General features: G+C 68.7%; 23 protein-coding genes. 11 read left to right on the top strand and 12 right to left on the bottom strand.

Annotation, left to right across the window (positions count from 1 at the left end):
• Positions 1-165 precede the first annotated feature (165 nt).
• Positions 166-1,419, bottom strand: a complete 1,254-nt coding sequence (locus MKK63_RS29375; protein ID WP_244007780.1) for a glycosyltransferase family 2 protein — start codon at positions 1,417-1,419, stop codon at positions 166-168.
• A gap of 225 nt (positions 1,420-1,644) precedes the next feature.
• Positions 1,645-2,391 carry a YebC/PmpR family DNA-binding transcriptional regulator gene (locus MKK63_RS29370; protein WP_244007778.1) on the bottom strand — a complete coding sequence of 249 codons (747 nt, stop codon included), beginning with the start codon at positions 2,389-2,391 and terminating at the stop codon, positions 1,645-1,647.
• A 196-nt stretch (positions 2,392-2,587) separates the two neighbouring features.
• Here MKK63_RS29370 and MKK63_RS29365 point away from each other — a divergent pair, with 196 nt between their 5' ends.
• Positions 2,588-3,628 carry an SDR family oxidoreductase gene (locus MKK63_RS29365; RefSeq protein ID WP_244007776.1) on the top strand — a complete coding sequence of 347 codons (1,041 nt, stop codon included), beginning with the start codon at positions 2,588-2,590 and terminating at the stop codon, positions 3,626-3,628.
• A 103-nt stretch (positions 3,629-3,731) separates the two neighbouring features.
• Positions 3,732-4,706, top strand: a complete 975-nt coding sequence (locus MKK63_RS29360; RefSeq protein ID WP_244007774.1) for an MBL fold metallo-hydrolase — start codon at positions 3,732-3,734, stop codon at positions 4,704-4,706.
• On the opposite strand, the gene MKK63_RS29355 is transcribed toward MKK63_RS29360, so the two are convergent.
• The 4 genes from MKK63_RS29355 to MKK63_RS29340 all read right to left on the bottom strand — a co-directional run bounded on the left by MKK63_RS29355 (position 4,703) and on the right by MKK63_RS29340 (position 8,298).
• On the bottom strand, positions 4,703-5,455 hold the full coding sequence (locus MKK63_RS29355; protein WP_244007772.1) for an HAD-IA family hydrolase: 753 nt from the start codon (positions 5,453-5,455) through the stop codon (positions 4,703-4,705). The genes MKK63_RS29360 and MKK63_RS29355 overlap by 4 nt on opposite strands.
• Positions 5,449-6,135 (bottom strand): ribulose-phosphate 3-epimerase, encoded by a 687-nt coding sequence (gene rpe / locus MKK63_RS29350; RefSeq protein WP_244007770.1) that lies wholly within the window; start codon positions 6,133-6,135, stop codon positions 5,449-5,451. Before rpe ends, MKK63_RS29355 begins: the two co-directional genes overlap by 7 nt.
• 224 nt (positions 6,136-6,359) lie before the next feature.
• Positions 6,360-7,220 carry a phosphoribulokinase gene (locus tag MKK63_RS29345; RefSeq protein WP_244007768.1) on the bottom strand — a complete coding sequence of 287 codons (861 nt, stop codon included), beginning with the start codon at positions 7,218-7,220 and terminating at the stop codon, positions 6,360-6,362.
• Positions 7,221-7,242: 22 nt separating this feature from the next.
• Positions 7,243-8,298, bottom strand: coding sequence for a class 1 fructose-bisphosphatase (locus tag MKK63_RS29340; RefSeq protein WP_244007766.1), 1,056 nt, complete (start codon positions 8,296-8,298; stop codon positions 7,243-7,245).
• A gap of 182 nt (positions 8,299-8,480) precedes the next feature.
• On the opposite strand from MKK63_RS29340, the gene MKK63_RS29335 reads away from it, so the two are divergent.
• Both MKK63_RS29335 and MKK63_RS29330 read left to right on the top strand, forming a co-directional pair.
• Positions 8,481-9,428 carry a LysR family transcriptional regulator gene (locus MKK63_RS29335; protein ID WP_244007764.1) on the top strand — a complete coding sequence of 316 codons (948 nt, stop codon included), beginning with the start codon at positions 8,481-8,483 and terminating at the stop codon, positions 9,426-9,428.
• Positions 9,425-10,666 carry an NAD(P)/FAD-dependent oxidoreductase gene (locus MKK63_RS29330; RefSeq protein ID WP_244007762.1) on the top strand — a complete coding sequence of 414 codons (1,242 nt, stop codon included), beginning with the start codon at positions 9,425-9,427 and terminating at the stop codon, positions 10,664-10,666. The genes MKK63_RS29335 and MKK63_RS29330 overlap by 4 nt, the downstream gene beginning before the upstream one ends.
• A gap of 7 nt (positions 10,667-10,673) precedes the next feature.
• Here the strand turns inward: MKK63_RS29330 and MKK63_RS29325 are convergent, their stop codons facing one another.
• From MKK63_RS29325 to MKK63_RS29315, 3 genes are all read right to left on the bottom strand, one after another.
• Entirely contained in the window at positions 10,674-11,915 is a 1,242-nt protein-coding gene (locus MKK63_RS29325) for an MFS transporter (protein WP_244007760.1), read from the bottom strand.
• Positions 11,916-11,998: 83 nt separating this feature from the next.
• Positions 11,999-12,910: an amino acid ABC transporter substrate-binding protein gene (locus MKK63_RS29320; protein WP_244007758.1), complete on the bottom strand. Its 912-nt coding sequence runs from the start codon at positions 12,908-12,910 to the stop codon at positions 11,999-12,001.
• 281 nt (positions 12,911-13,191) lie between these two features.
• Positions 13,192-14,088 (bottom strand): LysR family transcriptional regulator, encoded by an 897-nt coding sequence (locus tag MKK63_RS29315; RefSeq protein WP_244007756.1) that lies wholly within the window; start codon positions 14,086-14,088, stop codon positions 13,192-13,194.
• Between the two features lie 97 nt (positions 14,089-14,185).
• Here MKK63_RS29315 and MKK63_RS29310 point away from each other — a divergent pair, with 97 nt between their 5' ends.
• Both MKK63_RS29310 and MKK63_RS29305 read left to right on the top strand, forming a co-directional pair.
• A complete protein-coding gene (locus MKK63_RS29310) occupies positions 14,186-14,812 on the top strand; it encodes a glutathione S-transferase family protein (protein ID WP_244007754.1) in 627 nt (208 codons plus the stop codon).
• Positions 14,813-14,820: 8 nt separating this feature from the next.
• Entirely contained in the window at positions 14,821-15,735 is a 915-nt protein-coding gene (locus tag MKK63_RS29305) for a pyridoxamine 5'-phosphate oxidase family protein (RefSeq protein WP_244007752.1), read from the top strand.
• 7 nt (positions 15,736-15,742) lie between these two features.
• On the opposite strand, the gene MKK63_RS29300 is transcribed toward MKK63_RS29305, so the two are convergent.
• The gene (locus MKK63_RS29300; RefSeq protein WP_244007750.1) at positions 15,743-16,396 is read right to left on the bottom strand and encodes a glutathione S-transferase family protein; all 654 of its coding nucleotides are present in this window, start codon (positions 16,394-16,396) and stop codon (positions 15,743-15,745) included.
• Between the two features lie 185 nt (positions 16,397-16,581).
• Between MKK63_RS29300 and MKK63_RS29295 the strand changes: the two genes are divergently transcribed.
• From MKK63_RS29295 to MKK63_RS29275, 5 genes are all read left to right on the top strand, one after another.
• Complete coding sequence (locus tag MKK63_RS29295; RefSeq protein WP_012320502.1) at positions 16,582-16,962, top strand: response regulator; 381 nt, start codon at positions 16,582-16,584, stop codon at positions 16,960-16,962.
• Between the two features lie 68 nt (positions 16,963-17,030).
• Positions 17,031-19,004 carry an AI-2E family transporter gene (locus MKK63_RS29290; RefSeq protein ID WP_244007748.1) on the top strand — a complete coding sequence of 658 codons (1,974 nt, stop codon included), beginning with the start codon at positions 17,031-17,033 and terminating at the stop codon, positions 19,002-19,004.
• Positions 19,005-19,126: 122 nt separating this feature from the next.
• Positions 19,127-20,746 carry a hybrid sensor histidine kinase/response regulator gene (locus MKK63_RS29285; RefSeq protein WP_244007746.1) on the top strand — a complete coding sequence of 540 codons (1,620 nt, stop codon included), beginning with the start codon at positions 19,127-19,129 and terminating at the stop codon, positions 20,744-20,746.
• Between the two features lie 18 nt (positions 20,747-20,764).
• Complete coding sequence (locus tag MKK63_RS29280) at positions 20,765-21,076, top strand: plasmid stabilization protein (protein ID WP_244007744.1); 312 nt, start codon at positions 20,765-20,767, stop codon at positions 21,074-21,076.
• 657 nt (positions 21,077-21,733) lie between these two features.
• Positions 21,734-22,195: a hypothetical protein gene (locus MKK63_RS29275; RefSeq protein WP_244007742.1), complete on the top strand. Its 462-nt coding sequence runs from the start codon at positions 21,734-21,736 to the stop codon at positions 22,193-22,195.
• Positions 22,196-22,234: 39 nt separating this feature from the next.
• On the opposite strand, the gene MKK63_RS29270 is transcribed toward MKK63_RS29275, so the two are convergent.
• On the bottom strand, positions 22,235-23,131 hold the full coding sequence (locus tag MKK63_RS29270) for a ketopantoate reductase family protein (RefSeq protein ID WP_244007846.1): 897 nt from the start codon (positions 23,129-23,131) through the stop codon (positions 22,235-22,237).
• Between the two features lie 11 nt (positions 23,132-23,142).
• Positions 23,143-26,244: an FAD-binding and (Fe-S)-binding domain-containing protein gene (locus MKK63_RS29265; RefSeq protein ID WP_244007740.1), complete on the bottom strand. Its 3,102-nt coding sequence runs from the start codon at positions 26,242-26,244 to the stop codon at positions 23,143-23,145.
• Positions 26,245-26,249: the final 5 nt, after the last annotated feature.

The raw sequence follows: 26,249 nt of genomic DNA, 5'->3' as shown, positions 1-26,249 counted from the left end.
GCATGCGTCCGGCCACAACGCCGCGTCCAGCCCGACGACGCCGCGTGGCGGCATCCGAAGATACGGCCGTCATCATAGTCATGACCTTTGACAGGAAGCGCCGCGACAGTCAGCGCGCGCCGTCGCCCCGGTTCTGCTGAGGGCGGAACCGGCAGCGCAACCGGTTCAAGCTGCCGATTGCCGGCGTTCCGCCGCCGACATCTCCACCTTCGGAGCCTCGGATTGCAGGAAATCAGCCTCGTTGCCGCCGATCACGGCGAGGAGAAAGCCGCCGAGTGCATTCTGAGCGCCGACCACCAGAAGCGTCGTCCCCGCCACCGCGGGCAGGACGCTGCCGATCGGGCCGTAGCTGTTCCGGGACCAATACCAGATCACCAGTGCGAGGATGGCTACGCCAGCCATGAAGGTGATGAGGCCGGCCCCGAGCATCGTTTCCAGTGAAACCCAGCTTGTCCATCGCGCATGACGCCGGCTCGGTCTGCGGTATCCCTCGCGCGCACCGTAGAGATGCGTCGCCGCCGCGAACAGACTCAGATTGTGGGCCAGTCCAAGCATCGCGCCAGCCAGGATCACCCAATAATTGCCAAGGAAGAACGTCCGTTCTTGACCCAGAGCCAAGGCGGCCGCGGCCAGCAGCAGGATTGCAAGCCCGCCGCTGGCGAGGAGAGCCGCGGGGGCAGCGAAGATCCCGGTCGGGCTCAACATCAGCAGGTATCGCAGGTGGCGCCATCCGTCCCGCCACGGGCGCAGGTGCGAACCACGGCCGCGACAATCGCGCGACAGGGTCGCCGGACGCTGGGTGATGCGCTCGCCATTCAGGGCCGCTTTGATCACCATCTCGCTGGCGAACTCCATGCCGCTCCCGCGCAGCTTCAGCCGGCGATGGCACCCCTTCGTCAGAGCGCGCAAACCGCAATGCGCGTCCTCGATGCCGGCCCGGAACAGCAGGTTCAGGATGCCGGTCAGCACGGGGTTGCCGATGTAGCGGTTCTTCCACGGCATGGCACCGGCGGCGATGCCGCCCTGGAAGCGCGAGCCCATGCAGAGATCGGCGCCGGAGCGCAGGGCCATCACCATGGCGACCGCATCGCGGAAGTCGTAGGAACCGTCGGCGTCGCCCATGACGAGGTAGCGGCCTTGGGCCGCCTGAAAGCCGCCGTTCAGTGCAGCCCCGTATCCGCGCCGGGAAACCGCAATCACGCGGGCGCCGGCCGCGGCCGCAATCGCGCGGCTCTCGTCGATGCTGCCGTTATCCGCGACGATGATCTCACCGTTCAGCGCGTGCGTTTCGCTGAGCTGATCCAGGGCCGCGCGCGCCGTCGCCAGGGCGGAAGGCAGGGCCTGCTCCTCATTGAGACACGGAATGACGATGGAAACGTCGATCGGGCCCGCGCCTGAAGTCCAGTCGTTCCGACCCATAGAAACCGTCCGAGCTGCTCATCGGGCACGCTACGGAACGAGAGCCTGCGGTTCGGTTAACCAAATCGGCATCGGCTGACGTTTGTTTTGATCTCCGCCCGATGTGACCCATTCGATCGTGAAGGGGCAGCGGAGGCCGTACATCCCGGCCGAAGACGTCATCCCCTCACACGAGAGCGGCGGTTCCAACCTGCCTCGCGGAAGAACCGCCCCGTTGCGCCGCGCTCAGTCCTGCAGCTTGGCCACCAGTGCATCCGACAGGGCGAAGTTCACGTAGACGTTCTGGACATCGTCCTGATCCTCGATCACCTCGACGAGGCGGATCAGCTTCTCGCCGGTCTCGTCGTCGACATCGATCGTGTTCTGAGCCTTCCAGATCAGACCGGTGCGGTTCGGCTCGCCGAAGCGGGTTTCGAGGGCCTTGGCGACATCACCGTAGGAATCCTGGGCGCAGATCACCTCGTGGCCGTCCGGGCCGGAACTCACGTCGTCGGCGCCGGCCTCGATGGCGGCCTCCAGCATCGTGTCGGCATCGGCCACGGAGGCCGGATAGGCGATCACGCCGACGCGGTCGAACATGAACGCGACCGCGCCGGTCTCGGCGAGGCTGCCGCCCGACTTGGTGAAGGCGGAGCGCACGTCCGAGGCGGTGCGGTTGCGGTTGTCGGTCTGCGCCTCGACGATCAGGGCGGCGCCGCCGGGGCCGTAGCCCTCGTAGCGGATGTCCTCGTAGTTCTCGCCATCGGCGCCGGCGGCCTTCTTGATCGCGCGCTCGATATTGTCCTTGGGCATGTTCTCGGCGCGGGCCGCCAGGATCGCCGCCCGCAGGCGCGGGTTCATCGCCGGATCGGGCGTGCCGAGCTTGGCCGCCACGGTGATTTCGCGGGCGAGCTTGCCGAACACCTTCGAGCGGACCGCGTCCACCCGGCCCTTGCGGTGCATGATGTTCTTGAACTGGGAATGGCCTGCCATGGCGTGTCGGACTTTGTTCTTGGGCGCGGGCGAGCTTGAGTACCCCGCCGACGCGGCTGTGAGGTCGCCCGCGTTATAGGCTGCCGGGTTTCGCCGAAGCAACGCGGTCGCCCAAGCTGTTCGTGATCGGAGAAAAGCGGAAAGATCGCCGCGGTCGAGCGTTGCCGCAGGGAATGTCTCTCGCGCCAGGGATGCGATGTCGAGCCGGAACGGACGTAATACGGTGATGGTGGCAGGCGCGAGCGCCGGCGTCGGACGCGCAGTCGCTCACGAATTCGCCCGGCACGGCTGGAACGTCGGTCTGATCGCCCGGGGCGAGGCGGGGCTGCGCGGCACGATCCGCGACGTGGAGCAGGCCGGCGGCCGGGCCTTGGCCTTCCTGGCGGACGTGGCCGATGCCGACGCCGTCGCGCAGGCCGCCGACGAACTCGCCGAGCGGTTCGGTGGTATCGACGTGTGGGTCAACAACGCGATGGTGACGATCTACGCGCCCGTGCAGGAAACCAAGCCGGAGGAATTCCGGCGGGCAACCGAGGTCACCTATCTCGGGCAGGTTCACGGCACGCTGGCCGCTCTGCGGCACATGGTGCCGCGCGACCGGGGCACGATCGTCCATATCGGCTCGGCGCTGGCCTACCGGTCGATCCCGCTCCAGGCCAGCTACTGCGCCGCCAAGGCCGCGGTGCGGGGCTTCGTCGACAGCCTGCGCAGCGAATTGCTCCACGATGGCAGCCGGGTGCGACTCACGATGGTGCAGCTGCCGGCGGTGAACACGCCGCAATTCGATTGGGCGCGCTCGCGGCTGCCGCGCAAACTCGAGCCGGTGCCGCCGATCTACCAACCCGAGGCCATCGCCCGCCACGTGTACCGGGCGGCCCACGACGCGCCGCGGGAATTGTGGATCGGCGCCTCGGCCTGGAAGGCCATCGTCGGAAACATGCTGATCCCGGGCTGGATCGACGGATACCTTGCCCGGCACGGCTATCGCGGGGAGATGACCAGCGTGCAGGCCCAGAAGAACCGCCCCGACAACCTCTACGACCCGGTCGACACCGATCCCGGGGCGCATGGGCGCTTCGATTCCCGTGCGACCGCGCATGTTACTGCGGCCGACCCACGCTGGCTCAAGCTCGGGCTTGCGGCGGCTCTGGGTGTCGTCGCCGGCACGATGCTGTTCGCCACCGAGGCGCACGGACGGAGCGAAGGGCAAGCAGATCGCCGGCTTGGCAGGGATTGACCCTTCGAGGTTCACTCGCTGGTGCGCGGCACCGTGACTCCGTCGGCTTTGCGGAGTTTGGTGCCTCGCATCCCACTCGGCTTGCGGCTATCGGAAGGATCAGATGCCGATCACGACCCGTCGCGAGTTCATGCGGAGCGCGATCGCCGGAGGCACCCTCCTAAGCCTCGGTGAGCATGCCCGGGCCACGGCCCCCCTCGGCGGACCCCAGGCGCCGGGCTACTATCGAATGCGCCTCGGCACCTACGAGGTCACCATCGTCAACGATGGCGCGCGAAGCTTCCCGATGCCGGACCGCTTCGTGCGCAACGTCCCGCGGGACGAGGCGCTCGAAGCCGCGCAGGCCGCCTACATGCCGCCCGGTCAGGTGACGGTGCCGTTTAACCCGACCCTGATCAACACCGGCTCGAAGCTGATCCTGATCGATACGGGGAACGGGCCGGTCGCGGGCGGGCCGGTCGGACGCCTTACGGAAAACTTGGCAGCCGCCGGGGTCAGGCCCGAGGATGTAGACCTCGTGCTGATCTCACATCTTCATCCGGATCACACGAACGGGCTCAAGACCGCCCAGGGTACGCTCGCCTTTCCGAATGCCGAGATCCGGGCGGCCTCGCCCGATTGGGCGTTCTGGATGAGCGACACCCACATGGCCCGGGCCGCCGATGCGGTGACACAGGCCTACTTCGCCAACACCCGGAAGGTTCTCGCCGATCTGAAGGACCGGGTCCGCACCTTCGCCTGGAATGAGGAGGTCGCTCCCGGGATCACGGCGCTCGCCGCCCCCGGGCATACTCCGGGCCATACGGCCTTCGCGGTGGCTTCCGGATCGGACCGGCTGCTGATCCAGTCCGACGTGACCAACATCCCGGCGTTCTTCCTGCAGCACCCGGACTGGCACGTGATGTACGATTACGATGCCGATCAGGCACAGGCGACGCGGCACCGCTTCTACGACATGGCCGCAGCCGAGAAGTCCTTGGTGGTGGGTTATCACTTCCCTTTCCCGTCGCTCGGCCACGTGGAGCGGGCTGGGTCGGGTTATCGTCTGGTGCCTGTCGCCTGGAGCGCTGCGCTCTAATCGTCGGATGCCTCATGCCACCGCGTGAGGCCCGCCAAGTCCACGACGCCACCCGGCCATTCCACCCCACCGATGTGCTGGTGCGGCTGCCCCGGCTCTCCGAGATCCGAGACCGCCGAGAAGGCTCCGTCGAGCTTGTGGCTGCCGGTATAGCGACTGCGGGTCGCCAAGACCGGAAGGCCGGCGGCGCGCGCCGAACTGATCCCGGCGGCCGAATCCTCGACCGCGACGGCCTCCGAGGCGGCGATGTCCAGGCCGGCGAGCGCCAGGAGAAACACGTCCGGGGCGGGCTTCTTGCGATCCGCCTCGTCGCCCGCCGCGATCACGTCGAAGGGCGCATCGCCCGGCGGAAAGTTGATGGCCAGCAGTCGGTCGACATTCGGCCGGCTGGTGGTGGTGGCGACGGCGAGCCGGATGCCGGCCGCCCGGGCCTCGGCGATGAGCCGGGCGATACCGGGCCGCAGCGGCAACCCACTCTCGACCACAAGTGCGCCGTAGGCCGCCGTCTTGCGGGCATGAATCTCGGGCGCCAGCGCATGGAACGCTTCGGCTCCAGCCGGCTGCTGCGTGTCGATGTAATGGGCGAGCCGTTCCTTGCCGCCCATCACGGTGAGCAGATCGGCGTAGAGCGCCGCGTCCCAGTGCCAGGGAAGGCCTAGTTCGGCGAAGGCGCGGTTGAACGCCTGCCGGTGCAGGTCCTCGGTCTCGGCCAACGTGCCGTCGACGTCGAAGATCAGCGCCCTCAGCACGAGAGGTCGCGGCCGGAGGCGCCCTCCGCGCCATCCCGGATCGCCGCGATACGCTCCGCATAGGCGCTCGGTCCGCCACTGAAGACGGCGTTGCCGGCCACGAAGGTGTCGGCGCCGGCGCGGCTCGCAGCCCGGACGGTCTCGGGGTCGATGCCGCCATCGACCTGGATCCGGATGTCGCGGCCCGCCACCATCGCCCGCACCCGCGCCACGGATTCCATGGCGCTCTTGATGAAGCTCTGGCCGCCGAAGCCGGGATTGACGGTCATCACCAGCACGAGGTCCACGAGGTCGAGCACCGGCTCCACCACGGCGGCCGGGGTGCCGGGGTTGATCGCCACGCCGGCGCGCTTGCCGAGGTCACGGATCGTCTGGAGCGAGCGGTGGATGTGCGGTCCGGCCTCGGCATGGACCGTGATGCCGTCGGCACCGGCCTCGGCGAAGGCCGCGAGGTATGGAACCGCCGGGGCGATCATCAGGTGGACGTCGAAGTACTTCTGCGTATGCGGGCGCAGCGCCTTCACCACCGGGGGGCCGAAGGTGATGTTGGGCACGAAATGGCCGTCCATCACGTCGAGATGGATCCAGTCGGCCCCCGCTGCGTCCACGGCGCGGGTTTCCTCCGCGAGCATCGAGAAATCGGCCGAGAGGATCGAGGGGGCAATGATGGGAGGAAGCATCACGGGTCTTTCAGCAACGGCGGGCTCGGATGACGGTCAGCACACAGGCCGATCCGGTTCGGACCCTCATCCTGAGGTGCCGCGGAGCGGCCTCGAAGGAGGGCTCCAGGGATCGCGCGGCCGGCTGAAGGGCTCCTTCGAGGCCTCCGCTGCGCTTCGGCGCCTCAGGATCAGGGTCTGGGCGAGATCAACGTTTCGGTTCGGTCCAAGATGCCCCTCCCCTGTCAGGCCAGCCGGCGTCGCCGTTCGACGAGTTGCATGATCATCGGCGTCAGGATCAGCTGCATGGCGAGATCCAGCTTGCCGCCCGGGATCACGATGGAATTGGCCCGGCTCATGAAGCTGTCGTGGATCATGGAGACCAGGTAGGAAAAATCGATCCCCTTCGGGTCCTTGAACCGGATCACCACCATCGACTCGTCGGCGGTGGGGATCCAGCGGGCGATGAACGGGTTCGAGGTGTCGACCGTTGGTACACGCTGGAAGTTGATGTCGGTGAACGAGAATTGCGGGCAGATGGTCTGCACGTAATCGGGCATCCGCCGCAGGATCACGTCGGTGACGGCGTCCGTGGAATAGCCGCGGAACGACCGGTCCCGGTGCAGCTTCTGGATCCACTCCAGGTTGATCACCGGCACGACACCGATCTTCAGGTCGGCATAACGGGCGATGTCGACATCCGGGTCGGCCACGCAGCCGTGAAGGCCCTCATAGAACAGGAGATCCGAATCCGGTGGGAACGCCTCCCACTCCGAGAAACTACCCTCGGCGATCCCGTAGGCCTGCGCGTCATGCTGGTCATGGGCGTAGTGACGGGTCCGGCCGGTGCCATTTTCGGCGTAGCTGCGGAACACCGCCTCCAGCTCCGGCAGCAGGTTCGCCCGCGGCGCGAAGTGCGACAGGGTCGGCTCGCGCGCCATCATGGCCCGCATCGTGTCCCGGTCGAAGGCATGGAAGCCGTCGCCCTCGATGAACACCGCCCGCACGTCCTCGCGGCGGAAGATCTGCTCGAAGGTGTTGCGCACCGAAGTGGTGCCGGCCCCTGAGGAACCGGTCACCGAGATGATGGGATGACGCGCCGACATCGTTTACGACTTCACGGCGCGGTTATGACCGCATCAGGCCGCGCTGGCCGAAGAGTGGCGAGCGGCCGGCATCGGGCTTGCCGCCCCCGTAATAGGTTGCGACGCAATCCACCTCCTCGGTGGAGCCGCAGACCAGCGGGGCGCGCTCATGGATGCCGGTGGCTACGAGGTCGAGGATGCGCGTCTGACCGTCCGTGGCCGCGCCGCCGGCCTGCTCCACCAGCATCGCCACGGGGGCGACTTCGTAGAGCAGCCGCAGGCGGCCGCGGGCGTAGTTCTTCCGGGCATCGCCCGGATAGAGGAACACGCCACCCCGGGTCAGCACGCGCTGGATGTCGGCCACCAGGGAGGCGAGCCAGCGCATGTTGTAGTCCTTGTCGCGCGGGCCCTCGGTGCCACGCTGGCAATCCTCGATATAGGCCTTCACGGGGGCGTCCCAATGCCGGGCGTTCGAGGCGTTGATGGCGAATTCCTTGGCGGAGGTGGGCACCGCCATGGCGGGGCTCGTCAGCTTGAACGTCCCGTCCTTGCGGTCGAGCACGTAGGATTGGGTGCCCTGGCCGAGCGTCAGGACCAGCGCCGTAGCCGGGCCGTAGGTCACGAAGCCGGCTGCGATCTGCGCCGTGCCGGGGGTCGTGAACGAGGCGAGCGGATTGGCCGGGTCCTTGATCGACGGCCGGATGCCGAAGATCATCCCCACCGCCATGTTGACGCCGATGTTGGAAGACCCGTCGAGCGGATCGATCGCGACGGCGAGCGGCGCGTCCGGGTTCAACCGCATCACCTCCTCGGCCTCCTCGGAGGCGACCTCGGCCACGGGGGCGCCCCGCAGGGCGGCCGTCACACTCTCGTGAGCGATCACGTCGAGCGCCTTCTGCACGTCGCCGTCGCTGTTGTGCTCGCCCGCCGCCGCGAGGTCGCCGCCGAGCGACCCGCGCCCGATCCGCTCGCTGATCTCCGCCGCAGAGCGCGCCACCGCGGCGATCACCACGGCAGCATCCTTCAGCGCCGGGTCGGCCGCCACGGCCTGCGCCAGGCAGGCCTCGAGGGGCGTCCCGATCGCCGTTGAATTTGCCATCGGCCTATCCTTCCTGCTCGGATCCCGCCCGCCGGGATCGCGCGTTCCGCGCGGGCTCTGTAGCGGCCGCTCCGCCGGCAAGATAGCGGTCCCGGCCCTTGGATCGACAGGAACCGGTAGCCCGGCGTTCAAGATTTCCGTGCGATCTTGTATGAAAGCACAAAAAATACGAGACCTCGGCGATGCGCAACCTCTCCCTCAAGCAGCTTCAGGCAGTGGCGGCGGTGGCCCGGCTCGGCACCATGACACGGGCGGCCCAGGAACTGAACGTGACCTCGGCCGCGCTCTACGCGCGCATCCGCCAACTGGAGGAAGAAGCCGGTTTGCTGCTGTTCGACCGGACACCGGGCGGTCTGAAGCCGACCGATGCCGGCCGCGAGATGCTCTGGGCGATCGACAGCATCAACACCGTACTGGAAACCTGCACCGACCGGTTGCGGACCCTGCGCGGCGCCGAGGGCGGACGCGTCGCGCTCGGCGTCGTCTCGACCGCGAAGTATTTCGCGCCCCAGGTGATCGCCGGCTTCGTCAAGAAGCATCCGGGCGTCGAGATCAGCCTGTCGGTGCGCAACCGCGGCCAGACCGTGGAGGCGCTCCGCGGCTACGAGATCGATTTCGCCCTGATGGGTCGCCCGCCCCGGGATTTCCCGATCGAAGCCGCCACCTTCGGGCCGCACCCGATCGTGCTGATCGCGGCCCCCGACCATCCCCTGGCCGGCAAGGCCGGCCTGACCCGCGAGGATCTCACCGATCAGCCGTTCTTCCTGCGGGAGGAAGGCTCGGGCACGCGGATGGTGTTCGAGGAGTTCATGGCCGGCGTGCTGGTCAAGCGGGCGCCGCTGGAGATCGACACGGGCTCGAACGAGACCATCAAGCAGGCTGTGATGGCCGGGCTCGGCATCGCGCTGCTCTCGGTGCACTCGGTCGCAGCGGAGTTGGACAGCGGGCGCCTCGTGCTCCTCGACGTGAGGGGCCTGCCGATCCGGCGCGACTGGTACGCGGTTCGCCGCGCCGACAAGGTGCTGGGTCCGGCGGCTTCCGCGGTCTGGTCCTACCTGATGACGGAGGGCGCGCGCAGCCTTCCTGGGGTCGCGCAGAGCGGCCTCGCCCTCGCTGGAGCCCAGGCGTGAGCCCGGCCGGGATCGTCGTCGCGGGCGCGGGCCAGGCGGGCTTCCAGCTCGCCGCCTCCCTGCGCGAGGGCGGCTTCCGGGAGCCGATCACCCTGGTGGGCGACGAGACCGCCCTCCCCTACCAGCGCCCGCCCCTGTCAAAAGCCTACCTCGCCGGCAAGACCGACCGGGAGGGCCTGTTTTTGCGCCAGCCCGGCTTCTTCGCCGAGCACGCGATCATGCACCGGCCGGGGATCCGTGCCACCGCGATCGATCGGGCGGCCCAGCGACTCCACCTGTCGGACGGCGACAGTCTCGCCTACGATCACCTCGTCCTCGCCACGGGCGCCCGCAACCGCCCCCTGTCGGTCCCCGGGGCCGATCTGGGTGGCGTACACCAGCTGCGCGGGCTGGCGGATGCCGACGCATTGCGGGCGGAGATCGCGGCGGCCCGGGCGATCGTGGTGGTGGGCGCGGGCTTCATCGGCCTGGAATTCGCCGCCGTGGCGGCCGGGCGCGGACTCCCGGTGACGGTGATCGAGGCGGCCGCGCGGCCCATGGCCCGGGCGATCTCGCCCGAGATGGGGGCGTTCTTCCGGACCGCCCATGAAGCGATGGGCGTGCGCTTCGCCTTCGGGGCCGGCGTGACGGCGATCACCGGCCGGAACGGCCGCGCAACTGGCGTTACCCTTGCGGACGGACGGGAGCTCCCCGCCGACCTCGTCCTCGTCGGCATCGGCGTGCTTCCGAATGGCATCCTCGCCGCGGAGGCCGGGCTGCCGGCCCAGGACGGCGTCCACGTCGATGCCTTCCTCGCCACCCCGGATCGGGCCATCTCGGCGATCGGCGATTGCGCCCGGTTCCCGAGCCCCTTCGCATCCGGGCTCACGGCCGACGGCACCGTGCGGATCGAATCCGTGCAGAACGCCATCGACCAGGGCCGGTGCGTCGCGGCCCGGCTGCTGGGCAAGCCCGCCGCCTACGGTGCCTTGCCCTGGTTCTGGAGCGACCAGGGCCCGCACAAGCTGCAGATCGCCGGGCTGTCGGGTCCCGACGATGCCAGCGTGGTCCGCGGGTCCGGGCCGGCCTTCTCGGTGTTCCGCTTCCGCGACGAACGCCTGAGCGCGGTGGAATCCGTCGACCGGGCCGGCGACCACATGGTTGCCCGGCGTCTCCTCACAGCCGGGACACCGCTGACGCCGGATCAGGCGGCCGATCCGGGCTTCGATCTCAAGGCGCTGGCGATGGGGCGGCCCTGAGGATCATTCACCCCGGGAATGCCACCGGCGCCGGCTTCTGCCGCAGGGCATAGGCGGTGCCGATCCCCAGCGCCAGGATGGTGACGGCGCAGCCCATGAGCGCCCCGAACTGACCGAGCCGGACCAGTGCCTGCCCGATCACCGCGACGCCGAGCGCCTGTCCGCAGAAGAACGAGAACGCGTGGAGCGCCACTGCGGAGGCCCGCGCCTTCGGCGCGACCTCGGTCACCTGTGTCTGGTAGGTGTTGTGCAACATGTAGAAGCCGAGCCCCATGGCGGTGAGCGCGGCGCAATCGACCTGCCACGTGCCCGCCAATCCGACCACGGTAAGCGACGCGCCGCAGATCAGGCCGCCGCCGATGAGCATCCGCGGCAGGCCGAGCAGCCGCACCAGCAGCCCGACCAGCGCCGAGTAGACCAGGCCGCCGACTGCAAAACCGGCCAGCACGAGGCCGGCCTCGCGCGGGCCGCCCTCTCCACGGGCCTCGATCAGCGGCGCGAGGTGCGGAAAGACGCCGAAGATCGCGATAGCCTCGATGAACACCGCCGAGAACAGCACCCGCGCCCGGGGATTACGCAGGATCGTCCGATAGCGCGTCACCGCCTCGCCGAAGGCCGGGCGGCGGGCGGGGGCCCGGCCGGCCCGGTCGAAACCCAGCACCGTCGCGGCGCACGCGAAGGCCGCCACCGCGGCGGTGACCGCGAAGACGCCGCGCCAGCCGATCGCCGCCTCGATCAGACCCGCGAAGGTCGAGCCGGAGAGCTGGCCAAGGATCACCGCGACCAGGAAGCGCCCGATCGCCACTTGGCGGCCCTCCATCGGCACGCGGTCGCCGAGCAGCGCCAGGGAGAGCGGGATGCAGCCCCCAGCCGCCGCACCCGCCAGCATCCGCAAGCCGAACAGGCTGCCGATATCGGGGGCGATGCTGCACAGGGTAAGGGCCACGGCGAGCACCGCGAGGCAGGTGCTCATCACCCGCTCCTTGCCCAACGCGTCGCCGACCGGCCCCAGCACAGGCTGGATGAACGCGTAGGGCAGCGCGAAGGCGGTGGAGAGCAGCGCCACCGTGTGGGCGTCGCTGCCGAGATCCCGGGCGAGCACGCCGACGAGGGGCTCCACCGAGCGCAGCGCGAAGGTGCTGCCGAACCCCGCGCAGGCCAGCACGACGATCAGGCGCGGGATCGATGTGTCCGGCGGCGCGGCGCGGGCGGTCGCAGGGGTGAGAGCCGGCTCTGTGCTGTCGGTCATGGGGGCGCTTCGCGACGCGGACCAAGATCGGTCAAGCCGCATCGCATCTCCCCGGCCCGAGCGGAACCCCGATATGCGATAGATCAGTGCGCGTAGAACGCAGGATCCGAATCGTCCGTCGGGTGGGCGAACGCCCAGCGCAAGGCGGTGGACAGCGGCACATTGTAGGTGAGGCCGCGCGGCGGCACCGGCTTCAGGAACCAGCGGTCATAGATCGTCTGGATCTCGGGGCTGCGGTAGAGGTCGGCGGTGGCCCGGTCCACCACCGCCTTGAAGGCCGGATCGTCCCTGCGCATCATGATCCCGTAGGGCTCCGGGTTGGACAGCGTCTCGTCGCTGACCACGTAGGCGGCCGGTTCCTTGGACTGGGCCGCCACGACGCTGAGCTGCACGTCGTCCATCACGAAGGCCGCCGCACGGCCGGTCTCGACCATCAGGAACGCCTCCGGGACGTCCTTGGCGGCGATCACCGTGATGCCGAGCTTGCGCTCGTTGTTGGCTTTGATCAGCATCAGGATGTTGGTCGAGCCGGCCACCGACGAGACGGTCTTGCCGCGCAGATCGTCCAAACTGGCGATGTGCTGATCCTTCTTGGAAACGAAACGGGTGGCGGTCAGGAAGTGGGTGTTGGTGAACGCCACCTGCTTCTTGCGCTCGGCGTTGTTGGTCGTCGTCCCGCATTCGAGATCGACCGTGCCGTTGGTGATCAGCGGGATGCGCGATGAGGAATTGACGAACTCCATCCCGACCTCGAGGCCCGGCCGCTTCAGCTCGCGCTTCACGGCGTCGGCAATCTTCATGCAGATGTCGATCGCGAAGCCGACCACCTTCTGGTTCTGGTCGATGTAGCTGAACGGAGGCGCGGTATCGCGCACGCCGAGGACCAGCCGGTTGCTGTCTTGGATCTTCTTGAGGGTGCCGGTGAGGGCATCTGCCCGGGCCGGCTGCGACATGGACAGCGCGACGAGGGCCGCGAGGAGAGACAGCAGACGCATGGGCTGGCTTGATCCGATCGTCGCGCGTCGGGGCAGTCGACCGGTCGTAACCGGTGGAGCCCGAATGCGCGTCCGATCAGGCTCCGAAAGGCCTATCAGCAAGAGTCCGGCCGCGAAGAGATCGGAAGCGTCGATAAAGACACATCGTACCGCCGCCCAAGCCGATCACGCGACCGTATTCGCTGGCGCAGCGAAGTGACCCAGTCGAGCGCGCCCCACCGAACGGGCGCCACCCCGGATTGCTTCGCTGCACGCGCAAGGACTCTGGCGCCCTCAACGGGTTAGCCCACGGCCTCGGCGCGAAGCACGGGCAAGGCCCGGAGTGCCGCGGTGGCGAAGTCCAGGAAGGCGTTCACCCGGGCTGGCCGGAAATCCGCGCTCGGGGTCACGAGTTGCACCGGCACCGGCGGCGGCTCATGAGCGGCGAGCAGGCGCACGAGGCGACCGGCCGCAATGTCCTCCGCTGCTTGGTACGACAGGACCCGCGCGATACCCCGCCCCGCCCGGGCGGCGATCAGCGCGGCTTCGACCTCGTTGACGATGAGGCGCGGCGCGAGGCGCACGCGGTTCACCCCGAAACGCCATTCCCGCAGCCCCGAGCGCCCGACGCCCAGGATGGTATCGTGCTCGGCGAGATCGGCGGGCTTGCGTGGCGTACCCCGGGCGGCGAGGTAATCCGGGCTCGCCACCACGATCTGGCCAACCTGCCCGACGCGGCGCGCCAGGAGGCGCGATTCGGCGAGCTGCCCGATCCGCAGGGCGATGTCGATCCCCTCGTCCACGAGATCGAGGTTGCGGTCGGCCAACACGAGTTCGACCTGCGTCTCCGGATAGGCGTCGAGGAAGCCCGACACGACCGGTGCGACGTGCTTGCGTCCGAACAGAACCGGCGCTGTGATCCGCAGGAGGCCCCGCACCACGTCGCCCGACGCCCCCGACACGGCCATCTCGTATCCCGCAAGAAGGCCCCGGGCCCGCTCGGCGAGATCCAGGCCAGCCTGAGTCGGGGCAAGGCGCCGTGTCGTACGCTCCACGAGGCGGCTGCCTGCCCGGGCCTCGAGGCTGGCAAGTGCCCGGGTCGCCGCCGCGGCGGAGCGGTGCAGCCGCCGCGCTGCCGCGCTGAGGCTGCCGGCATCGACGATCGCGACGAAAAGAGCGAGTTCGTCCAGGCGATCCATCGATTGTTGTGACCTGTGAAATTCTGATTGCCAGAGACTCGGGATTTTCGCCGGTCCACGCAAGGGCGATATCGGTCCCGTCAGGGAGACGCACACGATGACCGAACCCGATCTCACCCTCTACGGCCTGCGCCTCTCGGGCCATTCGCACCGCGCCGAGCTGTTCCTATCCCTGCTCGGGCTACCCTTTCGCTTCGTCGAGGCTGCGAGTGCCGCGCAGCGGGAGGCGGCAGCCTTCGGGCGGCTCAACCCCCTCGGCCAGATCCCGGTTCTGACCGACGGCGACGCGGTGATCGCCGACAGCAACGCGATCCTGGTCTATCTCGCTGCGCGCTATGCGCCGCACAGCGGCTGGATGCCGGGTGATCCACTCGGCGCCGCGCAGGTCCAGCGCTGGCTGTCCATTGCGGCCGGAGAGGTGCGGTATGGGCCGGCGCTCGCCCGGCTGATGGTGGTGTTCGGCGTCCAGGCCGACCGCGCCACCGTCCATGCCGCGGCGGCCCGGATCCTCGCCTTCATGGACAGCCATCTGGCCGATCGCCGATACCTCGCGACCGACCGGGCGACGCTCGCCGACATCGCCTGCTATTCATACGTCGCCCACGCACCGGAGGGCGGTGTGTCGCTGGCGCCCTACCCGGCCGTGCGGGCGTGGGTCGCCCGCGTGGAGGCGCTGCCGGGTTTCGTCCCGATGCCGGCTTCCCCCATCCCCGAACCCGTCTGAGGTGTGCCATGGCGAGCTTCCACGCCGACGAGATTCTGGCTCAAGCGCGGGCCGGCCACGTCCTCGGCGAGACCCCGGCGATCCGCGCCTTCATGCCCGAGCAGCACCGCTTGTTCTTCGCGGGCCTGCCCTACCTCTTCGCGGGCACGGTGGACGCGGACGGCGCGCCGATCGCCACCATGCTGACAGGGCAGCCCGGCTTCGTGCAAGCGCCCGACGCGACGCACCTGACCATCGCGGCGGCCCTCGACCCGGCCGATCCCGCGGCCCGGGCACTCATGCCCGGCGCCGAGGCCGGCCTGCTCGGCCTCGATTTCGCGACGCGTCGGCGCAACCGGGTCAACGGCCGCATCGTGCGGCGCGACGGGGATGGGGTGACGATTGCGGTCGCCCAGAGCTTCGGCAATTGCCCCCAATACATCCAGAGGCGCATGGCCGACCCGGTGCAGCGTTCGCCGGGGCCGATCGAACTCCTCTCCGCTCTGGACGCGGACGCCGCGGCCCTGATCCGCGGCGCCGACACGTTGTTCGTTGCGACCCGATCCCGGGACGGCCTCGCGGAGGGCGGCGGTGATATCTCGCACCGGGGCGGCCGGCCGGGCTTCGTCCGGGTCGACGGTGACGTGCTGACGGTGCCGGACTTCTCCGGCAACCGCTACTTCAATACGCTGGGCAACCTCCTTGGCGAGAACCGGGCAGCGCTCCTGTTCCTCGACTTCGCGCGCGGCGACCTCGTGGTTCTGCAGGGGCGCACGGTGATCGACTGGAGCGGCATGGGAGCGGCGGACTTCACGGGCGCGCAACGCTCTTGGTCGTTCACCGTCGAACGTGGCTGGCGGCGGCGGGCCGCCGTGCCCCTGCGTTGGAGCCAGCCCGAGCCGGCGCCGCAGCTCGCACGCACCGGCATCTGGGAGACGGCGTGACAGCCCGTCAGGCCGCCCCGGCCTTGGCGGCCGCCTCGTGCTCCGCGGCGAGTTGTGCGTCCGCGGCTGCCATTGTCTGGAAGGCAGGCCGGGACCGGACCCGCTCGACATAGCTGGTGAGCACCGGGTCGGGCGCGACAAGGCCGAAGCCCGTGGTCCAGCCGAGGGCACTGCCCCACAGGATGTCGGCAGCGCTGAACCGGTCGCCGAGGAGGTAGGGCCCCGGCGTCAGCGCCTCGGTCACACGCGCGATCACGCTGTCGTAGTCCGCGTAGGCCGACATGGCGCGCGGACCGGGCTCCCGCTTCAGGTGGCGGTCGATCACTGCGGGCTCGAAGCACGAACCGTAGAACACCATCCAGCGCAGGTAGACGGCGCGCGCCGGGTCGGTCGTGGCTGGCGCGAGACCGGCATCCGGGAACAGGTCGGCCAGATAGAGGTAGACCGCTGCCTGCTCGGTGACCAACGCGTCGCCGTGCCGGATCGCCGGCACCTTCGCCATCGGGTTGATGGCGCGGTAGGCCTCCCGGAGATGCTCGCCGGCGCGCATGTTGAGCGTGTGGAGCCGGTAGGGCACGCCCAGCTCCTCAAGGAGCACGCGCACCCCGGACGAACGGGTATTGGGCGCGTGATAAAACGTGATGTCAGCCTTATCCGCCACGCTGCTGTTCCCTGATGTTGCCGATTCGGGTCGCGGCACGCTCTTACTGGCTGACTGCCGGGTCAACTGGTGATCGAAGCCCCCTTCTCCGCGGACCGGAATCGCGGCAGGAACGTTGGGCGATTGTGCGATGCCGCGCGTTGGCCGGTCGGCCGGCACGACGCGAGCCGGGGATTCGAGTTCTGATGGCGAAGATTCTGCTGGTCGAGGACCACGAAGAGATTTGGGACTTCCTGTCCCGGCGGCTCAAACGGCGCGGCTACGAGGTGATCCTGGCCCATGACGGCGAGGCCGGCGTTCGGCAGGCCCGCTCGGGCCAGCCCGACGTGATCCTCCTCGACATGAACCTCCCGGTCCTCGACGGCTGGTCGGTCGCCCGCACGCTGAAATCAGGCACCGACACGCGGGCGATCCCGATCATCGCCCTCACTGCCCACGCGATGTCGGGGGATCGCGACAAGGCGATCCAGGCGGGCTGCGACGACTATCATCCGAAGCCCGTCGACTTCTCGAAGCTGCTCAGCCAGATCAGCGCCGCTCTGGGCGAGACCGCACAGGCGAGCTGAGGCGGATCCGTTCGCGCTCGAAGCCGTTCCCACCCGACCCCCGCGTGTGAGAAGTTTGGAGCGTGTCCGTGAGCGAGGATCCCGTCACTGCCCAGCGCCTGCGGGAGGGCCTTCCGGTCTTCGTGACGCTGGCGTCGCTCCTGCTGGTCGTGGCGACGATGGCGGCGCTGTATCTCGGGCGCGATATCCTTGTGCCAGTGACGCTGGCGATCCTCCTCAGCTTCGTCCTGGTGCCGGCGGTTCGCCTGCTCCGGCGCCTGCGCGTGCCCCGCGTGGCCGCGGTGATGCTGGTGGTGGTGATCGTGTTCGGCGCGCTGTTCGGGATCGGCAGCTTGATCGCCAGCGAGGCGTCCCAGCTCGCCGCCGACCTGCCGCGCTACACCCAGACGATGCGCACGAAGATCAAGGACCTGCGCGGGGCGACTGCCGGAACCGGCAGCCTCTCGCGCATCGTCGACATGGTCCAGGATCTGAGCGCCACGTTGCAGCCGCCGCCTGCTGCTGAGATCAAGGGTGAGCCCGGCTCGCGCACGCACCCGCTCACCGTGGAGATCACCCCCGCCCGCGCCAACGTGGTGGACACGCTCCAGACGTTCGCCGGCCCCCTCGTTCACCCGCTCGCGACGACGGGTTTGATTCTAATCTTCACAATCTTCATTCTGCTGCAGCGCGAGGATCTGCGGAACCGTGCGATCCGGCTCGCCGGCGGCTCGGAGGATCTAAGGCGGACCACGGCGGCGATCGACGATGCCACCGGACGGCTCAGCCGCTTCTTCCTGGCCCAGCTTGCCCTCAACCTCGCGTTCGGCGTCGTGATCGGTGTCGGTCTCTGGGTGATCGGCGTGCCGAGCCCGACCTTGTTCGGCGTGCTGGCGGCGATCCTGCGGTTCGTGCCCTATATCGGTGCTGCGATCAGCGCGCTGTTGCCGCTGATCCTCGCCGCCGCGGTCGATCCCGGCTGGTCGATGGTCATCGCCACCGCGGCGCTGTTCCTCGTGGTCGAGCCGATCTGCGGCCACGTCATCGAGCCGCTGCTCTATGGTCATTCCACCGGCCTCTCGCCGGTGGCCGTGATCCTGGCGGCGACGATCTGGACTTTCCTATGGGGACCGATCGGCCTCGTGCTCGCGACCCCGCTCACCGTCTGTCTCGTGGTGCTGGGGCGGCACGTGGAGCGGCTCTGGTATCTCGACGTGCTGCTCGGCGATCAACCGGCCCTGTCGCCGCCCGAAATCTTCTACCAGCGCATGCTGGCCGGCGATCCGGCCGAGGCGATCGACCAGGGCTGGCAGTTCCTGAAGGAGCGTGCCCTGGTCACCTACTACGACGAGGTTGCGCTCGCCGGCTTGCTGCTTGCCCAGGAGGATATGTCGCGCGGGACCCTCGACCGCGAACGCCAGAAGGAGGTTGGTGGGGCGATCCGCAGCGTCGTGGACCGCCTTGGGACCGCGCCGGTCGCGCGGCGGATCCGGCGTTCATCGGGACGCAGCCCCGATACCGAGACGGCAGCGGCGTTGGCTGCGATCGGACCCGACCGGCAGGTGGCGGGCATCGTTCTCACCCGCGAGGATCTGGCGCCCCACTGGCGCAGCGAGACGCCGGTTCTGTGCGTGTCGAGCCGAGGCCCGTTCGACGAGGCGGCGACCCTGATGCTCAGCCAGATCCTCGGCCGGCATGGGCTGGCTTCGCAGGTCATGTCGATGGCGGCGATCCGCGCCGGCGAGCGGCCCGAGAATCCGGAGGGGCTCGCGCTGATCTGCTTCTCCTATCTGGAGCCGGTGAGCCTCTCGCAGATCCGCTTCACCGTCCGTCAGGCGCGGGCCGCAGTGCCGGGCGTGCGCATCCTCGTGGGCTTCTGGCGCGAGCGCGACCCGGCGACGCTGGAACGCCTGCGCCGGGCGACGTCGGCGGATTTCCTCGTGACCTCGCTCAACGAGGCGCTGTCGGCGGTGCTGAGCACATGCCGCGAGCCGACGCGACGGGTCGCTCCCGTTTCGCAGGTCCCGCTGCCCGATCCGGTCCCCACGACGGCGACCGCCTGAGCGTTCAACACGGAGAACCCGTTCGGTCGACTCCGCGTTGCTGACCACCAGGGTCCACACCGGCAGGTCATGAAAGGCCGCCCGGCCCCGCTTCCACGGCTTCAAGGTGAAGACCGCCTCGCATGTCCGAGACCCCAGAAACCCCACCCTCTGGCCCCGGCCTGCAGGTTCGGGACAGCGCGCCGGGCGACGTCACGGATCGCAAGAGCGACATCTTCTTCGCGGCGGTCGAGACGACGCGGATGCCGATGATCGTCACCGATCCACGCCAGCCCGACAACCCGATCATCTTCGCCAATCGTGCCTTCCTGGCGATGACCGGCTACACGCCCGAGGAACTGATCGGCCGCAACTGCCGCTTCCTGCAGGGTCCGGAAACCGACCGCGAGTCGGTTGCGCAGGTCAAGGCAGCCATCGCCGAGAAGCGGGAATTCGCCACCGAGATCCTGAATTACCGCAAGAACGGCTCGACCTTCTGGAACGCGCTGTTCGTCTCACCGGTCTACAATGCCGATGGCGAGCTTGTATACTATTTCGGCTCGCAGCTCGACGTCTCGCGTCGCCGCGACGCCGAGGAAGCGCTCGGCCAAGCGCAGAAGATGGAGGCGCTCGGCCAGCTCACGGGCGGTATCGCGCACGATTTCAACAACCTGCTGCAGGTGATCGTCGGCTACGTCGACATCCTGGCGGCCGGACTCGAGAAGCCGGATGCCGACCGCGCCCGGCTGGGTCGCGCCACCGACAACATCCGGCAAGCGGCCGAGCGCGCGACCACGTTGACGCAGCAATTGCTGGCTTTCGCCCGCAAGCAGCGGCTGGACGGGCGCGCGGTCAATCTGAACACCCTCGTCGAGGGGATGGGCGAGATGGTCGCGCGCTCGGTGGGCGAGGCGGTCAAGGTCGAGCTCGATCTCGCACCGGATCTCTGGAACTGTCGTGTCGACCCGACCCAGGCCGAGGTCGCGATCCTGAACGTGCTGATCAACGCCCGCGACGCGATGCCGGACGGCGGCACGGTACGGATCTCCACGGAGAACAGCGAGGTCGCGGCCAGCGGCAGGGAGATCGGGCCCCTGCGCGCTGGCCGCTACGTCAGCATCGCGGTCCGCGATACCGGCACCGGCATTCCACCGGCTGTGCTGGCCCGGGTGATGGATCCGTTCTTTACCACCAAGGAGGAGGGCAAGGGCACGGGCCTCGGCCTCTCCATGGTGTACGGCTTCGCCAAGCAGTCGGGCGGCGCGGCGCAGATCGAATCCACCGTGGGCGAGGGCACGACGGTCCGTCTCTCGTTCCCCGCGACCGATGGGGCCGTCAACACGCCGCCGAAAATCTCCCTGCGGTCCGTCGACCGTCAGGGAACCGAGACGATCCTGATCGTCGATGACCGCGAAGATGTCGCCGAACTCGCCCGCACCATCCTGCGGGATTTCGGCTACGTGACGCTGGTAGCCGGCAATGCCCGCGAGGCGCTGGAGATCCTCGATTCCAGCGAGCGCATCGACCTGTTGTTCACCGACCTGATCATGCCGGGCGGCATGAACGGCGTGCTGCTCGCCCGCGAGGCGCGGCGGCGCCAGCCTAAGCTCAAGGTTCTGCTGGCGACCGGCTACGCGGAGGCCAGCCTGGAGCGAACCGACATCGGTGGTTCCGAGTTTGACCTACTCAACAAGCCTTACCGGCGCACGGAGTTGGTCCGCCGCGTGCGGGCCATCCTCGACGGTCCGACCGGGGTGGGCTGAGCGCACGGGAGTCGCGCGATGGCACAGGGCGACAAGTCGAAGTACACGGACAAGCAGAAGCGCAAGGCCGAGCACATCGCCGAATCCTACGAGGCCCGCGGCGTTCCGGAGAACGAGGCGGATGCACGCGCCTGGGCCACCGTCAACAAGGACGACGGCGGCGGGAAGAAGCCCGGCGGCTCCGGACGCGGCAAGCGCACCAGTCATCCGGCCGCTCACAAGGGCGGCGAAGCCGGCGGAAAAGCGTCTGGTGGGCGAACGGCCGCCGAGCGCTCCGCCTCCGCCAAGAAGGCGGCCGCCACCCGGAAGGCCAACGCTGCGGGCGCGTGATCCAGGGTGTAAATCTGGAGCTTTTTCACGACAGATTGTGGCCGAACCGAAGACCGCCCATCCGACGATCGGCCGGACCGACGTCATTGATACGGTCTCGACCTGAAAGAACCGTCGGAAGATTTCAGGTCCGAACGGCGGGATGAACGGCTCCGCTCAAGCGCACCACACCGTTCCAGGAGATTCGCCCTTAAGTTGCGTCCTTGAAAGCGCGTGATAATCCCGCCCGGTCTCAGACTTTTGGCGCACGCGAGACGGCGGGCCAATCGGGATAGATTACATTCGTGGGCAGCGTCTCGGATCTTTTCTCAGATCCTGGATTCGAACCTGGGGACCTTTGACGCGCCCCGATCCATCTGAGAATTAGGGCTTCACTTGTAGAGGCTCCGCGTTTGCTCGTTTTCGGCATAATGCTGGCCCATACAGCAGCGGATCTTGCCCGACGCCGATGAGTACGACACATACCACAGCCCTCGACTGATAATTAATTGTCAAATCAGCTATTTGCGCTCGAATTTCGCAAAAAGCCGCTCCGAAATTTGTATTCATTCAATGTCGCGTCGCATGTTAGGGGGCTAGCGGCGGACCAGCGCCTATGTTGTGCTCCGGCGACGGGTAGCGCCCACGCTGGGCGAATTTGACCAGAGGGATTTCACGATGACCGGCGCCAAGACTGACTTCCTGTGCAGCGAGGGCGTCCAAGAGCTTTTAAAGCTCACGAACCGGCAGTTCGTCGGCTGGGACGCCGCCCTCCGGAGCGAATCGGGTCAGACTACGGATGCCGGGGACGCCATGGATCTCTGGCACATCCTGTCATACTTGGCGCTGCAGCCCGGACTCAGGGTCGAGAAGAAGCTTGCCTTCGGCAGCATCAAGATCGCGTCGTTGAGACCGGAAACCATTCGGAAGTACGTCGCGAAGGCGCAGCGTCTCGGCTTCATCGCGACCATCGACTCGATGGGCTCACGGCACATCCAACTCACCCCCGCCGGCGTCGCCGTGGTTGCGGACACCATGGACCAGTGGATCGTCGATTTCGGAGAGATCCAGCGGCGGTACTTCACGGCGGAGCCCGCGATCCGGTCCGACAGGATGGTGGCCGAAGCGGGCGTCTTCTGATCGCGCGGCGGGCAATACCGCGCGTGGCGTACTCCGTACTCAGCCGCTGCCACGTGCCTCGGCGAGCTTGACGAGCGTGTGCAGCATCCGATTGGCCGGCATCGGGATACCCAAGGCGGCTCCCATGCGCACCACATAGCCGTTCAGGTGGTCGATCTCGCTGCGGCGTCCCCGGGCGAGATCCTGCGCGGTCGAGGAACGCTGATCGGCCATGGTGGTGCTGAGGCTGAGCACGTGGTCGAGGATGTCGGCCGGCACGGACACCCCGGCCGCTCCGGCCACGGCGACGCATTCCTGCACCACGTCGGTCATGCTCGCGACTATGCCGACTCCCCGCACCAGTTGACCGTAGGGGAGCTGTGTCAGCGCCGATAGGGCGTTGTAGGCGCAATTGAGGATCAGCTTGCCCCAAAGGGCGTCGATGGCTCGGGCCGACACGCTGGTCGGGATGCCGACTGCCGTGAAGGCGGCGGCAATGCGCCCGCTCTCCGCCGAGGCGCCAATGATCAGGTCGCCCCGCCCATTGTGGCGGACGCGCCCCGGCCCAACCATCTCGGTGGCGACGTAGACCGCCACCGGCACGACGGGATGCCCGAGGATGGCGGCCAAGCGCTCGGCATTGTCGACGCCGTTCTGGAGGCTCAAGACCACCGTAGCGGGATCCAGGTGCGGGGCGATCATCGCACCGGCCGCTTCGGTGTCGCCGGATTTCACGCAGACCAGGACGAGGTCCGCCCCGGCGACCCCGTTCCCCTCCGTGGTCGCTTGCACGGGGACGGCACCGGTTCCGGCCCCGGTGTCGAGGACCAACCCCGGCGCCCGGACCGCCTCGACCAGGGCGGGGCGTCCGATCAGCGTGACCGCGTGGCCGGCTTTCGCCAGGAGGAACCCGTAGTAGCAGCCGACCGCGCCGGCTCCCACCACGGCGACGGTCAGGCCCGTGCCGCTCACGTCGCCGCAGCCGCCGCGCGCTCCGGATGGAACGGCGCAGCGCCGACCTCTGAACGGATATGCTCGAGAAGCGCCTGGGCCGGGTGGCGCAGCCGCACGCCGTCGACCAGCTTGGCCTGGGACCGGCAAGAATAGCCATCGGCCAGCAGCGTGCAGCCGGGGGCCTCGGCGACGTGGCGGGCCCAGCTCAGGCCGTAGATCGTCTCCGAGGTGGCGCGATGGCGGGCCTCGTGCCCGTAAGTCCCGGCCATGCCGCAGCAGCCGGCCGCCGGCACGTCGAGCCGCAGCCCGAGATGCGCGAACACGGCCTGCCAGTCGCGCACCGCCCCCGGCGCGTTGGTGCGCTCGGTGCAGTGGGGCAGGAGCCGCATGGTTCGACCGCCCTGGCGCGACGGGATCCGGTCGAGCTGGGTCGCCAGCCATTCCTGCAGGAGATGGACCTTCGGCAGGTCATCGCCCAGCACCTGCACGTATTCGGACCGGTAGGTCAGCGCCATCGACGGATCGATGCCGACCAAGGGCACGCCCTGCTGGGCGAAGGCGCGCAGCATCGCGGCGTTGGAGCGCGCGACGGCGGCGAACCGGGCTAGAAAGCCGTGGACGTGCAGCGGCTTGCCGTTCGGCCGGTAGGGCATCAGCCAGGGCCGGAAGCCGAGGGCGATCAGCAGCGCGCAGGCGTCGGCAACAACGTCCGCGTCGAAATGGCTGGTGAAGGCGTCTTGCACCACCAGCACCGCCGTCGCGCGCTCGTGCGGGCTCAGCCGCGCCAATGCTTCGGGGCTCGCGACCGCGACACCGAGACCGGCCAGCTGCGTCCGGAGATCGAGCGGCGACAGGTTGGGGATCGCGACCAACCCGGCCTTGGCCAGGGTCAGGCGTGCGATCGGGTTGGTCAGGAGGGCATTGCTCAAGCGCGGCGCCCTGGCGGCCAGCGGCAGCAGCGATTCCAGCGCCGCCACGAGGTGGTCCTTCAGGGGCCGGGCGTAGCGTGTGTGATAGAGCGCCAGGAACTTCGCCCGGAAGGTCGGTACGTCGACCTTGATCGGACAGGACCCCGTGCAGGATTTGCAGGCGAGGCAGCCATCCATCGCCTCCTTGACCGCGTGCGAGAAATCTTGGACCGCGTGCGAGAAATCTTGCCGCTCCGACCGCGGCCTCAGGGCACCCAACAGGGTGGCGGCCACGTCGCGGAACCAGCCGGAATGCTGCCGCGCCAGCTCGGCGCTCGGATCGAGGCCGTCCGCCGTCGCCTGTCGCAACCACTCGCGCATCAAAGAAGCGCGACCCTTCGGCGAATGCCGGCGCTCTCGGGTCGCTTTCCAGGATGGGCACATCGCCTCGTCGGCATCGAAGGAGAAGCAGGCGCCGTTGCCGTTGCAGTGGAGCGCCTCGTCGAAAACCTGCCGGACCGGCGCCGGGATGGTACGGTCCTGCTCGCCCCGGCGCGGCACGCCGTCGATCCGCGTGAGGCTCTGTCCCCGCGCCGAGGCGATCTTGCCCGGGTTCATCCGGTCGCCCGGATCGAAGGCCCGCTTGATCGCCTCCAGCGCCGGCATCAGAGGCCCGAACGTCTCCGGCACGAACTCGGACCGAAATCCCTTGCCGTGCTCGCCCCAGAGCAAGCCGCCATACTTGGCGGTGAGCGCGACGACGCCCTCGGTCACCTCGCGGATCAGGCCATTCTGGTCTGGATCCTTCAGGTCTATGGCCGGCCGGACGTGGAGCACGCCGGCATCGACGTGGCCGAACATGCCGTAGCGCAGCCCCTTGCCGTCGAGGAGTGCGCGGAACTCCACGATGTAGTCGGCGAGCCGCTCCGGCGGGACGGCGGTGTCCTCCACGAAGGGGATCGGCCGGGCATCGCCCTTGGCGGCGCCCAGCAGGCCCACGGCCTTCTTGCGCATGGTCCAGAGCCGCTCGATCGCCGCCCCCCGGGCGATGGCGAAGCCCAGGCGCTTGGTGTCGGTGGCGCGCTCAACCGCGAGCATGTCGGTGAGCCGCGTGAGGGCGGCCTCCACGCCGGCCTCGTCGTCGCCGACGAACTCCACGAGGTTGATTCCGTCCACTGGCCGCCCGGCCGGATCCTCGGGGAAGAAAGCCCGCACCTCGGCCCAGATCGGGTCCTTGCGGGCGAGCGCCAGCACGGTGGAATCGATGGTCTCTACGGAAGCCGCGCCGAAGGGCAGCAGCGCCTGTGCGTCGCGGAGCGCCGCATCGAAATCCACGTAGGAGAGCGCCACCAGCACCGCGGCCTTCGGGATCGGCAGAACGTTCAGCCGCGCCTCGGCGATCAGCGCTAGCGTGCCCTCCGAACCGCAGAGTACGCTCTTGAGGTCGAACCGACCCGCGGCATCGCGCAGATGCGCAAGGTCGTAGCCGGTCAGGCAGCGGTTGAGCTTGGGGAAGCGCTCCTCGATCAAGGTCGCGTACGCGGTGACGACGGCGTCCAAGGTACGGTGGATCTCACCGACCCGGTCGTTGCGTCCCTTGGCGGCTTTGAGGCCCTCTCCATCCAGGGGCTCGGCGGCCCAGACCGTGCCGTCGGTGAGCACGCAGGTCAGCGCCAGAACGTGATCCCGGGTCTTGCCGTAGAGGCACGAGCCCTGCCCGCAGGCATCCGTCGAGATCATCCCGCCGAGGGTGGCGCGGTTCGAGGTGGAGAGCTCGGGCGCGAAGAACAGGCCGTGCTTGGCGAGTTCCCGGTTGAGCTGATCCTTCACGACCCCGGGCTCGACCCGGACGCTTCGGTTGACGACGTCGATCTCCAGGATGCGGTTCATGTGCCGCGAGGTGTCGACCACGAGGCCGTGGCCAAGAGATTGGCCATTGGTGCCGGTCGCCCCGCCGCGGGGCCGGATCACGATCTCGGAGAAGCGCGGGTCGTCGAGGAGCTTGGCGATGCGCACAAGGTCATCGCGGGAGCGCGGGAAAGCGACGGCCCCCGGCTCCACTTGGTAGATCGAGTTGTCGGTGGCGAAGACGGTGCGGTCGGCGTCCGACAGCGACAGGTCGCCCTCGAAGCCGCGCAACCGCAGCTCCGCACAGGCCGCGGCGTAGAGCGGCACGGCCTCGGTTCGGCGAGTCAGGACCGGGATCATGCCTG

Source organism: Methylobacterium sp. J-088 (assembly GCF_022829295.1).
In the GTDB taxonomy this organism is placed as follows: domain Bacteria; phylum Pseudomonadota; class Alphaproteobacteria; order Rhizobiales; family Beijerinckiaceae; genus Methylobacterium.
The sequence above is the reverse complement of the archived record's forward strand: the minus strand, read 5'-3'. Positions and strand labels throughout refer to the sequence as shown.